The 12,124-nt window shown below is 61.5% G+C and carries 15 protein-coding genes; 10 read left to right on the forward strand and 5 right to left on the reverse strand.

The genetic code is table 11. The annotated features are described in order from the left end of the window. Positions 1-23 precede the first annotated feature (23 nt). Entirely contained in the window at positions 24-626 is a 603-nt protein-coding gene (locus ABID44_RS06850) for a hypothetical protein (protein WP_354150943.1), read from the forward strand. Here the strand turns inward: ABID44_RS06850 and ABID44_RS06855 are convergent. Next, positions 616-1,551, reverse strand: a complete 936-nt coding sequence (locus ABID44_RS06855; RefSeq protein WP_354150944.1) for a metallophosphoesterase family protein — start codon at positions 1,549-1,551, stop codon at positions 616-618. The two genes, ABID44_RS06850 and ABID44_RS06855, sit on opposite strands and share 11 nt — an antisense overlap. Positions 1,552-1,629: 78 nt before the next feature. Here ABID44_RS06855 and ABID44_RS06860 point away from each other — a divergent pair, with 78 nt between their 5' ends. Next, entirely contained in the window at positions 1,630-2,130 is a 501-nt protein-coding gene (locus tag ABID44_RS06860; RefSeq protein ID WP_354150945.1) for an NUDIX domain-containing protein, read from the forward strand. Here the strand turns inward: ABID44_RS06860 and ABID44_RS06865 are convergent. After that, complete coding sequence (locus ABID44_RS06865) at positions 2,121-3,116, reverse strand: glutathione S-transferase family protein (RefSeq protein ID WP_354150946.1); 996 nt, start codon at positions 3,114-3,116, stop codon at positions 2,121-2,123. The two genes, ABID44_RS06860 and ABID44_RS06865, sit on opposite strands and share 10 nt — an antisense overlap. A 261-nt stretch (positions 3,117-3,377) precedes the next feature. Here ABID44_RS06865 and ABID44_RS06870 point away from each other — a divergent pair, with 261 nt between their 5' ends. The 5 genes from ABID44_RS06870 to ABID44_RS06890 all read left to right on the forward strand — a co-directional run bounded on the left by ABID44_RS06870 (position 3,378) and on the right by ABID44_RS06890 (position 7,015). Continuing rightward, positions 3,378-3,890 carry a GNAT family N-acetyltransferase gene (locus ABID44_RS06870; RefSeq protein WP_354150947.1) on the forward strand — a complete coding sequence of 171 codons (513 nt, stop codon included), beginning with the start codon at positions 3,378-3,380 and terminating at the stop codon, positions 3,888-3,890. A 151-nt stretch (positions 3,891-4,041) separates the two neighbouring features. Next, positions 4,042-4,803 carry a 3-hydroxyacyl-CoA dehydrogenase gene (locus ABID44_RS06875; protein WP_354150948.1) on the forward strand — a complete coding sequence of 254 codons (762 nt, stop codon included), beginning with the start codon at positions 4,042-4,044 and terminating at the stop codon, positions 4,801-4,803. Positions 4,804-4,942: 139 nt separating this feature from the next. Then, entirely contained in the window at positions 4,943-5,737 is a 795-nt protein-coding gene (locus tag ABID44_RS06880) for a HugZ family pyridoxamine 5'-phosphate oxidase (protein ID WP_354150949.1), read from the forward strand. 133 nt (positions 5,738-5,870) lie between these two features. Next, positions 5,871-6,194, forward strand: a complete 324-nt coding sequence (locus tag ABID44_RS06885) for an ArsR/SmtB family transcription factor (protein WP_354150950.1) — start codon at positions 5,871-5,873, stop codon at positions 6,192-6,194. Between the two features lie 17 nt (positions 6,195-6,211). Further along, entirely contained in the window at positions 6,212-7,015 is an 804-nt protein-coding gene (locus ABID44_RS06890; protein WP_354150951.1) for a TrmH family RNA methyltransferase, read from the forward strand. A gap of 25 nt (positions 7,016-7,040) precedes the next feature. Here ABID44_RS06890 and ABID44_RS06895 read toward each other — a convergent pair whose 3' ends face one another. Next, complete coding sequence (locus ABID44_RS06895) at positions 7,041-8,147, reverse strand: coiled-coil domain-containing protein (RefSeq protein ID WP_354150952.1); 1,107 nt, start codon at positions 8,145-8,147, stop codon at positions 7,041-7,043. A 200-nt stretch (positions 8,148-8,347) separates the two neighbouring features. After that, positions 8,348-8,929 (reverse strand): DUF1134 domain-containing protein, encoded by a 582-nt coding sequence (locus tag ABID44_RS06900; protein WP_354150953.1) that lies wholly within the window; start codon positions 8,927-8,929, stop codon positions 8,348-8,350. Between the two features lie 302 nt (positions 8,930-9,231). Between ABID44_RS06900 and chpT the strand changes: the two genes are divergently transcribed. Further along, on the forward strand, positions 9,232-9,861 hold the full coding sequence (chpT, locus tag ABID44_RS06905; protein ID WP_354150954.1) for a histidine phosphotransferase ChpT: 630 nt from the start codon (positions 9,232-9,234) through the stop codon (positions 9,859-9,861). Positions 9,862-10,028: 167 nt separating this feature from the next. Beyond that, positions 10,029-10,415 (forward strand): response regulator, encoded by a 387-nt coding sequence (locus tag ABID44_RS06910; protein ID WP_378226866.1) that lies wholly within the window; start codon positions 10,029-10,031, stop codon positions 10,413-10,415. Positions 10,416-10,575: 160 nt separating this feature from the next. On the opposite strand, the gene ctrA is transcribed toward ABID44_RS06910, so the two are convergent. Further along, positions 10,576-11,271, reverse strand: a complete 696-nt coding sequence (gene ctrA / locus ABID44_RS06915) for a response regulator transcription factor CtrA (RefSeq protein ID WP_354150955.1) — start codon at positions 11,269-11,271, stop codon at positions 10,576-10,578. A gap of 444 nt (positions 11,272-11,715) precedes the next feature. Between ctrA and ABID44_RS06920 the strand changes: the two genes are divergently transcribed. Then, the gene (locus ABID44_RS06920) at positions 11,716-12,093 is read left to right on the forward strand and encodes a flagellar export protein FliJ (RefSeq protein ID WP_354150956.1); all 378 of its coding nucleotides are present in this window, start codon (positions 11,716-11,718) and stop codon (positions 12,091-12,093) included. Positions 12,094-12,124 lie beyond the last annotated feature (31 nt).

The following is a 12,124-nucleotide window of genomic DNA, read 5'->3' on the forward strand; positions in this document are numbered from 1 at the left end:
ACCATGCGCGGATCGGACGCCCCATGAAGGATGCCAGCGAAAATGTCGCGCCGCGCAAGCTCGCTACCGCCATTCGCGAGGTGAAGAACGGTCTTGCTGACCGTGACGATGTCGTTGTCGACATGCGTGAGGCGCACCGCATGCGCCTCGAACTCATGGCTGCCGAACTCACACCCATATTCGAGGACATCCCTGACGACATCGACATGTTCGATCTCGCGATATCCTCCGGTTTGCAGCCGCGCCTGTGGATCGACGCGGTTGCGCATGTCGCCATGGGTCGTGATCGCCGCACCTACCGCTTCGTTCGCGACACACGGCAAGGCCGGGTGGTGCTGGCCGAATCCACCGAGATCCCACCTGTCGCGGAACAGGTGACGCGCTACATCGCCGAAAGAATCGTCGAGCGCCAGCGCATGCTGGATGCGGGCGGAGAGGTTCACGTTTCGTCTGGCGCGCCAGTCGCCCCCGCCGGCGAACAGGATATGGAAGCCTCATCGAAGAGCAGCCACTGGGCGGCGTTTCTGTCCAGCCTCGCCTTCGTGGCCGCTGGAGCGGTGGCGGGCCTGGTTCTGTCGATCGTCCTGTTCTGGGACCGGATCAGGGCGCTTGGCTTCATCCTCTGAGCGAAAGCACCTTTTCCGTCGCTGAAGCCGTCAGTTCACGCGTCTCGAAATCCACGGGCGGCAGCGCGGCTCCCTCCAGCCCGCGCCGCGTCAGCTTGAGACGCCATCCCGCGCCTTCCGCCTCTATATCGATGAGATTGTACTGGGCGGGCGGCCGCTTTCCGCCCGGCGACTGCCCCGCCGCCGCCACGCCGACCACCGGCACCGGACCGCTGGCTCCTTCAAGATAGTGCAGAGACGGAATGTGTGAATGGCCATGCAGCACGAGTTCAGCACCTTGGCGCGCCATGATCCGGCCAAAGCGCCGGATGCCGAACAGTCGCTTGTGCTGCGGCACGGCATGGCGCACAGGCGGATGATGGATCATCACCACGCGGCAAAGCCCCCTCGCCGCAGTTTCTTCCAGCAGCGCCGCCAACTCCTTTCCCTGTTCCTCGCGCAGATAGCCGTTGGCCATGAAGGGGGCCGTAGCGCGCGCGGTGGAAACGCCGATCAGCGCCACCCGGCCACGCACCCGCAAATAGGGAAAGCTGTGCCTGTCCACGGGACGCAGTTGTCCGTCGCCGCTCATCCAAGGGGCCCAGGCGCGGCAGGCCTTGTCGAACGCGCCCGGCACATAGGCGTCGTGATTGCCCGGAACCACGGAGACATTCTCCGGCGCGCCCAGCGTCTCCAGCCACTGTCGGGCCAGCTCGATCTCGCCATCGAGCGCCAGATTGACGAGATCGCCCGTCACCGCAATATGGTCCGGCGCATTGGCTTTCATGTCGTCGACGATGGTGTCGATGACCGCATCGTGCATGTGGCGGCGGCGATTGCGCTGCCAGTTGATGTAGCCGACCGCCCGCTTGGAGGCGAGTTCGCGATAGGTTACATCGGGAAGCGGGCCCAGATGGGCGTCGGACAGATGCGCAAGCCTGAACATGGTCGCCTTCATAAGCGAGGCCCGCGCCTCTTTCCATACAGGGCTGGCGAAAAAGGCTCGCGGGAAACGGAAAGCACAATGCAGGATTCCAGTCGCAAGGCCACCATCGAGGAAAAAGACGGCCCGCGCCTGCGGGTGCGGCTGTTCCATTTCTTCTTCATGCTGCACAGGCCGATGACGCTCGGCGTGCGCGGGCTGGTGCATGACCGGCAGGCCGGCGCCGTATTCCTGATCCGCCACACTTACCTGCCGGGCTGGCAATTGCCGGGTGGAGGCGTGGAGGTAGGTGAAACAATGCAAGAGGCGCTGGCGCGCGAACTGTCCGAAGAAGGCAATATCGCAATTTCAGGCGCACCGGCGCTGAAATCCATGCACTACAACCGTCAGGCGAGCCGTCGCGATCATGTCGGCCTCTATCTGATCGAGCAATTCAGCCAATCGTCGCCCAAACTGCCGGACAGGGAAATCGCCGAGGCCGGCTTCTTCCCGCTTCATGCGCTGCCTGAAATGACGACGCCGGCCACCCGCCGGCGTATCGCCGAAGTTTTCGAAGGCGTGACGCCCTCTCCCTACTGGTAGGCCGGGGAGCCGAAGCGATCCCGGTCATGCGGCGCATCATAGTCGATTTCGGGTCCGAGCGGCACGATGCCGGTTGGATTGATCGTCCCGTGGCTGCCGTAATAATGGCGCTTGATGTGCTGCATATCGACCGTGCCCGCCACGCCCGGCGCCTGATGGAGATCCCGCACATAGTTCGACAGATTCGCATAGTCAGCGATACGCTGCCGGTTGCATTTGAAGTGTCCGACATAGACCGGATCGAAACGCACCAGCGTGGTGAACAGCCGCCAGTCGGCTTCGGTGATGCGCTTTCCGGTCAGGTAGCGCTGGCGTGAGAGCCTTTCTTCCAGCCTGTCCAGCATGGCGAACACTTCGCCATAGGCTTCCTCATAAGCTTCCTGTGTGGTGGCGAACCCGGCCCGGTAGACGCCATTGTTCACCGCCGGATAGATTTCGTCGTTGAGCGCATCGATTTCGGCGCGCAGCGCCTCGGGATAGAAATCCACGCTTGCGTCGCCCCATTCATCGAATGCCGAATTGAGCATGCGGATAATCTCCGACGACTCGTTGTTGACGATCGTCTGGCGTGTCTTGTCCCACAGCACCGGCACCGTCACCCGCCCCGAATAGAACGGGTCGGCGCGCGTATAGATCTGGTGCAGAAAATCGAGGCCGTAGAGCGTATCGCCCGTGGCTCCGTCGCCGGCCTCGAACGTCCAGCCGTTTTCGCCCATGTGATAATGAACCACCGAAACCGAGATGACGTCTTCGAGCTTCTTCAAGGCACGGAAGATCAGCGTGCGATGCGCCCACGGGCAGGCCAGCGAAACGTAGAGATGATAGCGGCCGGGCTCCGCCCTGAAGCCGCGCTCCCGGCCTTGCGCCGGTGTCCCGTCGGCCGTAACCCGATCGCGCCACTGCGATTGCGCACGCTCGAACCTGCCGCCGCTCTTGCTGGTGTCGTACCAGCGATCCTGCCACTTTCCGTCGACCAGCAATCCCATGAGACATCCTTTCGTTTCCCTGGATATAGGGCGCAAAGGCGCGTTCCGCAGCCTGTAAAGGCTGAAACAGTGCGTCAACAGCCCTACAACTGCAAAAGGCCGATTGCGGAGGCCGGTTTTTGATGCTAGCGGGCATTCATCATGTTGGATTACTTTGCAGCCATCCGGTTCGCCCGACGACGAAAGGACGCCCGCGCCTGAGCGCACTGGCGAACGTCGCCCTTGGCGGCGCCCTTTAATCGCATACCGGACTGCAAAGACATGAGCCTTGCCGACGTCGCATACCTGCCGGAAACCCCGGCGCATGACTCCGAAATCGAATCCCTGAATGAAGAAGCCTTCGGGCCGGGCCGCTTCGCGCGCGCGGCCTACAAGATTCGCGAAGGCGGGCCGCATGAGCGCGCCCTCTCCTTCGTCGCAGTCAGGGAAAGCTCGGTCATCGCTTCGGTGCGTATGACGCCGATCGCGGCCGGTAAGGGCCGTTCGCTGATGCTCGGCCCGCTGGCGGTTCGCCCGGCCTACAAGAGCCTCGGCATCGGTCGCCGGCTGGTGGCGATGGCGTTGGAGGCGGCTGCCGGGGCCGGGTGGCCTTCCGTGTTGCTGGTTGGCGACGAGCCCTATTACGGCCCCTTAGGTTTCACCAGAATTCCGCACGGGCAGATTTCCATGCCCCGCCCCGTCGATCCCAACCGGTTGCTGATCCACGAAATCGTTCCGGATGCGGCCGCAAACCTGAGCGGCGAGGTCGTTCACGCAGCGGCGGCGCTGGTCTGATCTCCCAACGATCTCTCAGCATCTCCGCCCGCTGCAAATCGCCATGCCGCGCGCCCATGACATGCTTTGGTCGCATAGCGCCCGATATGGTTGCAGCCGCGCGGCGGACCTCGTAAAGCAGGCGCAGCTTTTGACGGAGAGGAGCCTGCCCATGAATGCCGAAGGCCAGATTGCAATCGTAACCGGCGCAGGCTCCGGCCTTGGTGAAGCCACCGCCCGCGCGCTGGCGACAAAAGGCGCACGCGTCGCCATCCTCGACGTCGGCATGGAGCGGGCGCAGGCGGTCGCGGCTGATATCGGCGGCGTAGCGGTGAAATGCGATGTCAGCGATGCGGACAGCGGCGTTGCGGCAATGGCCGAAGTGCAGCAGAGACTCGGTACGCCCCGCATTCTGGTCAATTGCGCGGGTATAGCCATCGGCGTGAAGACCATCGGCAAGGAAGGCCCCCATCCGCTCGATCAGTACCGCCGCGTGATCGAGATCAACCTCATCGGAACCTTCAACATGATCCGGCTGTTCGCCGATGCGGCGGCGACGCTGGAACCGCTGCACGGCGGCGAGCGCGGCGTCATCGTCAACACGGCTTCGGTCGCGGCCTATGACGGCCAGATCGGTCAGGCGGCCTATTCGGCCTCCAAGGGCGGTGTGGTGGGCATGACGCTGCCGATTGCGCGCGATCTCGCCCGCTCCGGTATCCGCGTCTGCACCATAGCGCCGGGCATATTCAAGACGCCGATGATGGCGGCGATGCCGCAGGAGGTGCAGGATTCGCTGGGCGCGGCCGTGCCGTTCCCGCCGCGCCTCGGCGAGCCGTCGGAATATGCCGGCCTGGCGCTGCACATCGTCGAGAACCAGATGCTGAACGGCGAGACGATCCGGCTTGACGGCGCGATCCGCATGGCGCCCAAATAATCGCATCACCAACAGGCGGGCCCCAAACAGTTGGGCGTCGCAGCAGCAGACCTCAACGCTTTGATAAGGGCTGCGCCTTTCCGTACGGAAAAACCCAAAAGGCATTTCCTGGCGCGGCGTCCAGTGCAGGAGACTGACTTTGGAAGAAAAGAAGAAAGACGTAATCCAGGAAACCGACGCCCAGGCTCGCCAACTGGCCAAGTCGCTGGTTCGCAGCGCCCGTTACGCCGCCCTCGCCTTCAACGAAAAGGACAGCGGCGTGCCGATGATCAGCCGTATAGGCGTGGCCACCGATCTCGACGGCACGCCGATCACGCTGATTTCGGGCCTTTCCGCCCATACGCAGGCGCTGGACGCAGATCCCCGGTGCGCCCTCCTCACAGGCGAGCCCGGCAAGGGCGACGCCATGGCCCATCCGCGCATCAGCCTCGTCTGCCGGGCGCGGCGCATCGAGCGCGGTACGCCCGAGCACGAGCGCATTGCGCGCCGCTATCTCAACCGCAATCCCAAGGCGAAACTCTATGTCGGTCTGGGCGATTTCGCGTTTTTCCGCCTGGAACTCGAGCGCGCCAGCATGAATGGCGGTTTCGGCAAGGCCTATCTGCTCGATCGCGACGACATCATCGCGGACAATGCGGTGAATGATGAGTTCGCCGTTCGCGAGCAATCCGCGATCGATCACATGAACGAGGACCATCGCGACGCCACCGCGATCTATGCCCGCCATTTCGCCAAAGCCGGAGACGGCGGCTGGACGGTCAGCGGCTTCGATTCCGAAGGCATGGACATTGTTTCGGGCGACCAGTGCCTGCGGGTGTTTTTCCCCGAGCCGCTGAGCGCCGCGCAGGATTTGCGCCGTGTCCTGGCCGAAATGGCGAGAGCCGGCCGAGCGGCGGAGGCGGCTCGGGACGGAACCCGTCAGGAACAGGGCTGAACTTGAGATTTGACGCAGATCGCTTAGGCTGCCTCTCCAAGCGGGTTAGCCCGGGGCTTGTCATCCTGGAGTTGCAGGCAGGACCCTTGCCTTTCCGGGGCTCCATGGAGAAGATCGGCGCGAGGGAGGGCGCATGGGTTCGACACAGGAGATCGTGACGGATCAGGCGGCCGCCTTCCTGGCGCTCATGGCCAACAGCAAGCGGCTGGAGATTCTCCTGCTCCTCGTGCGCGAAGAGCTTTCGGTCAACACGCTTGCCGGGCTGGTGGGGCTCAGCCAATCGGCGCTTTCCCAGCATTTGGCGAAGCTGCGCAGCAGCGGATTGGTCGAGACGCGCCGCGACCGGCAGACGATCTACTATTCATGCCGCTCCCATTCGGTGGCGCGCCTTCTATGCCTGCTCGAAGAACTGTTTATCGAGGCCGCCACCGGAACCGCCCTTCCCGCCTCGTCCTGACTGAAGTCCAAACCCAGATGAAACCGATCCGCATCGAAAACCCGCAAGACGAGCGCGTCTCGGCCTATGTCGATATTCGAGAGCGCGATCTGGTGGGACGACAAGGCCGCTTCGTCGCCGAAGGCAAGGTCGTTCTGGATGTGCTGACATCAACACGGCGTTTCGGGATCGAATCCGTGCTGGTTCTGGAAAACCGGCTTGCCGGGCTTCAACATATACTGGAGCGCTTGCCGCAGGATGTTCCGGTCTATGTGGCTGGCAGCGAGGTTCTGGATCGCATTGCCGGTTTCCATATGCACAGGGGCATTCTGGCGATTGGCCGGCGTGGTGAATTGCCCGATGCAGCCGGTCTTCTGGATACCCTGACCGGCGGCGCGCTCGTGGCTGTGCTTGTCGGCATTTCCAACCATGACAATGTCGGTTCCATTTTCCGCAACGCCGCGGCCTTCGGCGCGGACGCCGTGCTGCTCGACCGCACGAGCTGCGATCCGCTTTACCGCAAGGCGATAAGGGTGTCGGTCGGAGCCGCGCTCAAGGTGCCCTTCGCCGTGTTCGACGATCCTCCGGCATTGGCCGATATGCTCGCTGCAAGGGGCTTCACCCAGTTCGCGCTTTCACCGCGCGGTGAACTGGACATTCGCGATGCGAGATGTGAAGGCCCGCTGGCGCTTTATCTGGGCACTGAAGGCGAAGGCCTTCCCGAAGCGATTCTATCCCGGATAAGGACGGCCCGCATTGCGATGGCGCCTGGTTTCGACAGCCTCAACGTCGCGGCGGCCTCCGCCATCGCCCTGCATCGCTTCGCCAGAATCACGGAATAAACGGGGCGCTTCCTTGGCAGGCCGGTCAGGTGCCGGCCCCCATCCCTTGCAAGCTGCGAACGCGTTCGGCCAGACTGGGTGTTCCCGCCTGTGCGTTTTCGGTCGCGGAGAGAATCTGGAGGATGGGCGACGCCGTCCCTTCCCGCGCCGCAGTCATGTTCACGACTTCTGCCGCCAGCACGGCCATCTGCTCCCGCAATTCGTCATCCTTGCCGGCGTCCTTATCGTTCTTCTGCGTCAACCGCTGCCCCAGCCGGTCGCTGTCCGCCTTGAGGCGGGCGAACTGCGCTTCATCATCCGCCTGTGCGGACTGACGCTTTTTTGCAGAAGTTCTGGCTGGCGCGCGCTTTCTGCCCGCCACTTCCCCCACCTTGTCCTTGTCACGCATGCGTGCAAGCTCACGCTCGCGGCGTTCCAGCTTTTCATCACGGTCGGCGACTGTGGAAAGCAGGCGCTCAACCCTGTCATCGAGATCGGCGGAACGCTTCTGCTCAACCTTGAGCGCTTCCCGCGCGCTGTCTGCCTGCGACTTCGCCTCGCGAGCGCGCTGTTCCATTTCCCTCATCTGGCCGCGAATCTGGGTGATATCCATGGCTTGCTTGTCCAGTTCGGACTCGCGCCCCACCAGTTCAATCTGGCGGGTGCTGGCAAGGAAGGAAGCCTCCTCGTACTGGCGCGCCAGCTTGCCGGCCTCCTCCTCCCACTCCTGAAGTTTCTGGCGCGTCCCGGCCAGCAAAGCCTCTTGTCTGGAGGCCTTCGTCTCACCCTCTTCGATTTGCGAGGTCAACTGTCCAATCCGGTCTTCGAGCGTCGAGATGATTTGCGACAGCTCGGCCTTGTTCGCATCGACGGTCCTGGCCCTCTGCTCCAGCCGTCCAATCTCGACTTTCTGGCTGGCTTCCTTGTCCTGCAAGGCTGCTATCGTCATTTCCAGCCGGCGCGCCTGCATGGCGAAGTCAGCACGCACCCTGTCCTTGTCGGCCTGAAGCTCGGAGCGGGTGAGAGGCAGCGCGGCCTCCAGGCGCTTATGCGTCAGGTTAACTGCGCGCCGCCAGATGGGTGGCGCGACCAGAAGCGCGATGAAACCCGCACACAGAAAGCCAAGCAGGAAGAAAAGGACCGACTGGACCAAGATGCGCTATCCGTTCCAAGTGCCGCCAGCAGCGGCCTAAAGCCGCTTTCGCGCGACATGCCTAGGGATGAACCAATTCCGCCGGCCCGGCAAGACTGATTCGGGTCTTGCCGGGCCGATAGAACGTCGTGCGTCCTGTTGATCGGGCATCGGAACAATCCAAAAACCGCGTACAGTTTTCGGCCCGATGCCCTGACGGCTCAGAACGGATTCCAGGTCGCCGACTGCGTAAGTTTCAGATAGCCCATATTGACGCCAAGCCGCGCGCCCACCCCGGTACGGATCGGCACCAGCAGCATCTGGTTGGCTTTCAGCACATTGAACCCGACGCCGGCAACCACATAGGCCGAGCCGGAGACGCCGCCGAAACGGGTGTAGAGGTTGCTGATATCATCAAGATTGTAGACCAGAACCATGACGCGCGAGCCTTGCCCGCCGAAGTCCCAGCCAAGCGAAGGCCCCTGCCAGAACACCTTATGGTCACCGGCGTTCTTGGTGTAGAGCGTGCCCTCACCATAGGTCAGCCCGCCGATCAGAGCGCCGGAACCCTCCTCGCCCAGAATATAGCCGTTCGGCAAGCCATAGGAGGAGAATACTTTCTCGACCACGCTGGCGAGCCCGCCCGAGGTGGAACCGAAAAAGCGGTGTCCGGAATCCACGATCTCCTGGGCCGTGTATTCCTGAGCGCGCGACGCCGACACCGAAACGGCGAGCGCGCTCGCGAGGATGATGGTCGTAGCCAGAGCCCGGACGAAACCCAGCTCGCGGATTCGGGAAAACATGCAGTCAATCTCCGTAACGGAGCACCTTGCCTGCGCCTCTTGCATCCGCGATTCTGAACCGACCGCTTATGATGCTCGTTACGGCAAACTATGCCGTAATCCTTTTTCAACCATTAACCTTTCAGATGAAGATGGCGGTTCGAAGGCCGAAACTGCCATTTTGGGGACATCCGCCTGCGACACACAAAAGGATTTGCGGTCACGACGGCGCATCTGCCGATAGCGTTTCCGCAAGGTGTTTGGTGTTGACGCAAGGTGGCGTATGCACGTCGACAGACTGATTCTTGCAGGGACCGCCGCTCATGACAGACCTTTTCACGCTTTCCGCGCCTGATCTTGCCGCCCTTCTGTGCAGCCGCGTCTGTCACGACATCATTTCCCCGGTCGGCGCCATCAACAACGGGCTGGAGCTGCTCGACGAAGGCGGCGCCGACGAGGACGCCATGAACCTCATCCGCCAGAGCGCCCGCAACGCCTCGGCCCGCCTGCAATTCGCGCGCATCGCCTTCGGCGCGGCCGGCTCCGCCGGCATGCAGATCGACACCGGCGACGCCGAGGCCGTGGCCACAGCCTTCCTCAAGAACGAAAAGCCCGACCTGACCTGGACTGGCGGGCGGGCGCTGCTGCCGAAGAACAAGGTCAAGCTGCTGCTCAACCTCGTCCTGATCGCCAACGCGGCCATTCCACGCGGCGGCAGGATTTCCGTGGCGCTGGAAAACCTTGAAACCGAACCGCGCTTCGTCATCTCGTCCAGCGGACCAATGCTGCGGGTGCCGCCGAAATTCCTCGAACTGCATTCCGGCAACAAGCCCGAAGAGCCGATCGACGCCCATGCCGTGCAGCCCTACTACACATTACTTATGGCCCGCGAGGCCGGCATGACGATCGCAATCCGCGCCACCGCCGACGAGATCACCCTGACGGCGGCCTGAACCTTTTCTTCTCGATATCCGCTCCTCCGGACGTTTCGGAGGAGCCTGCCTTCCACCTTCGGGCCGGGCAAGTTTAACGAAAATTCTACCCGGCAAATTTCCTGCTTCTTTACCCGTATTCACTAACATGGGCCAAAGCTCGCAAAAAGCTTTGGCGCCCAAGCGCGATGCGGGAAGGAAAAATGAAACAGTTCTGTATGTTCGCTGACGGATCCAATGTGATTCGCCGCGTCGCCAAGCGCATCCTCGCCACCCCCGAACTGACCGTTCTGGAAAGCGGCACAGGGGCAGAGGCATTGGAAATCTGCCGGCGAACCATGCCGCACGTCGTCGTTGTGTCCACGAACCTGCCGGACATGGAGGCAGCCGATCTTATTCGGGAAATCCGCGCCATCAAAAACGCCGTGAAGCCGAGGATACTGATTTCACTGGTGGAGATGGATGTGGGGGCAATCATGCGGGCAAGGCGGGCCGGCGCCGAAGGCTACCTGCTGAAACCTTTCGATCGCGACCAACTACTGGGCAGCATTCAGACTGCAAAGATCGCCGCCTGATTCGGCGACCAAGTCGCCGCGCTCTTTCCGGTTCCTGCTCAGGCGATTGTTTTCACAGCTGTATTTTTCCGGGACAGGCCCCACTCAGGACGACATTCCCAATAGAACCAATAAAAAAACCCGGCAATGCCGGGTTTTTCAGATCGCGAAAAAACAGCCGTCAGGCGCTTTCGCGGATCTCTTCCGGCTCGCGCAGCACATAGCCGCGGCCCCAAACCGTTTCGATATAGTTCTGGCCACCCGAGCTGGCGTCCAGCTTCTTGCGGAGTTTGCAGATGAAGACGTCGATAATCTTCAGTTCCGGCTCGTCCATGCCGCCATAAAGGTGGTTGAGGAACATTTCCTTCGTGAGCGTGGTGCCCTTGCGCAGCGAGAGCAGCTCAAGCATCTGATATTCCTTGCCGGTCAGATGCACCCGCTGTCCGCCAACTTCCACCGTCTTGGCGTCGAGATTGACCACGAGATCGCCGGTGGTGATGACCGACTGGGCGTGGCCCTTCGAACGACGCACGATCGCATGAATGCGGGCAACCAGTTCGTCCTTGTGGAACGGCTTGGTCATATAATCGTCGGCGCCGAAGCCGAGTCCGCGAACCTTGTCCTCGATGCCGGCCATGCCGGAAAGGATAAGAATCGGAGTCTTCACCTTGGAAAGACGAAGGGTTCTCAAGACCTCATATCCCGACATATCGGGAAGATTCAGGTCAAGGAGAATAATATCGTAGTCATAGAGCTTTCCGAGATCGACGCCTTCCTCACCGAGATCGGTTGTATAGACGTTGAAACTCTCGGATTTGAGCATGAGCTCGATGCTCTGTGCCGTTGCACTGTCATCTTCTATCAGCAGAACGCGCATCTCATTCCCCTTTTCTGCCGCTGAACCTCTTCACGACCCGTCCTGGTCCACGGCAGCGATTGCCTGAATCGAAAACTGCCACCGAATGGTTAACAAATCCTAATTTCGTGCTTCGGACGATATCAGAATTTTTAACCTCTTTCCACACCCTGTTGAATCCAAAGATGATTCGGGAAAAGCCCAAATTCATCCACTACGTCAGAAAACCGACGTAAGTGACTCATCGGACTCTCTCGCCGGCGCAAAACCCGAAGCGGAATTTTTACCGGGTCTTAAGCCCTGTCTCTTATGATTAACAATGCGCGTAAACGAATGGTTACCGGGCGCGAAAAATCTTAGGACTTTGTTTTCCATTGGCGGGGCTCAGTGGAAAAACAGCGGGCGGAGGCGACTGCCATCCCGCCATAGCAGTGAGCGTAAAGAGTATGTGCGGAGTTGAGGGTCATGAAGTCACGTGAAAGCCTCGTTCGTCTGAAACAGTTCCAGGTGAACGAAAAACGGCGGCAACTGACGCAGCTCGACGCGATGATCGCCGAATTCGACCGTATGGCCGGCGAACTGGAACTGCAGATCGTCGCCGAAGAGAAGAAAGCAGGGATCACCGACATCAATCATTTCGCCTACCCCACTTTCGCCAAGGCCGCACGCCAGCGGCGCGACAATCTCCGGGACTCCCAGTCCGATCTGGCAAAGCAGCGCAGCACGGCCGAAACCCTACTTGCCGAAGCTGAAGCGGAGCTTGCCAAGGCCGAATTGCTGGAGATGCGGGACGGCAAGACGCGGGAGGCCGAGGCTGGTCCACGCAGCGCGATGATCGGCTGATTCTATAATTCATAAATGATTTCAACAGCCC

Source organism: Aquamicrobium ahrensii (genome assembly GCF_040545755.1).
Taxonomy (GTDB): Bacteria; Pseudomonadota; Alphaproteobacteria; order Rhizobiales; family Rhizobiaceae; genus Mesorhizobium; species Mesorhizobium ahrensii.

What these genes read in the sequence shown, in the direction of transcription:
- ABID44_RS06850 (WP_354150943.1), top strand. Translation starts at nt 24, where the DNA reads ATGAAGGATGCCAGCGAAAATGTCGCGCCGCGCAAGCTCGCTACCGCC.
- ABID44_RS06900 (WP_354150953.1), bottom strand. Translation starts at nt 8,929, where the DNA reads ATGTTTTCCCGAATCCGCGAGCTGGGTTTCGTCCGGGCTCTGGCTACG.
- ABID44_RS06870 (WP_354150947.1), top strand. Translation starts at nt 3,378, where the DNA reads ATGAGCCTTGCCGACGTCGCATACCTGCCGGAAACCCCGGCGCATGAC.
- chpT (WP_354150954.1), top strand. Translation starts at nt 9,232, where the DNA reads ATGACAGACCTTTTCACGCTTTCCGCGCCTGATCTTGCCGCCCTTCTG.
- ABID44_RS06910 (WP_378226866.1), top strand. Translation starts at nt 10,029, where the DNA reads ATGCGGGAAGGAAAAATGAAACAGTTCTGTATGTTCGCTGACGGATCC.
- ctrA (WP_354150955.1), bottom strand. Translation starts at nt 11,271, where the DNA reads ATGCGCGTTCTGCTGATAGAAGATGACAGTGCAACGGCACAGAGCATC.
- ABID44_RS06920 (WP_354150956.1), top strand. Translation starts at nt 11,716, where the DNA reads ATGAAGTCACGTGAAAGCCTCGTTCGTCTGAAACAGTTCCAGGTGAAC.
- ABID44_RS06885 (WP_354150950.1), top strand. Translation starts at nt 5,871, where the DNA reads ATGGGTTCGACACAGGAGATCGTGACGGATCAGGCGGCCGCCTTCCTG.
- ABID44_RS06865 (WP_354150946.1), bottom strand. Translation starts at nt 3,116, where the DNA reads ATGGGATTGCTGGTCGACGGAAAGTGGCAGGATCGCTGGTACGACACC.
- ABID44_RS06860 (WP_354150945.1), top strand. Translation starts at nt 1,630, where the DNA reads ATGCAGGATTCCAGTCGCAAGGCCACCATCGAGGAAAAAGACGGCCCG.
- ABID44_RS06890 (WP_354150951.1), top strand. Translation starts at nt 6,212, where the DNA reads ATGAAACCGATCCGCATCGAAAACCCGCAAGACGAGCGCGTCTCGGCC.
- ABID44_RS06875 (WP_354150948.1), top strand. Translation starts at nt 4,042, where the DNA reads ATGAATGCCGAAGGCCAGATTGCAATCGTAACCGGCGCAGGCTCCGGC.
- ABID44_RS06855 (WP_354150944.1), bottom strand. Translation starts at nt 1,551, where the DNA reads ATGTTCAGGCTTGCGCATCTGTCCGACGCCCATCTGGGCCCGCTTCCC.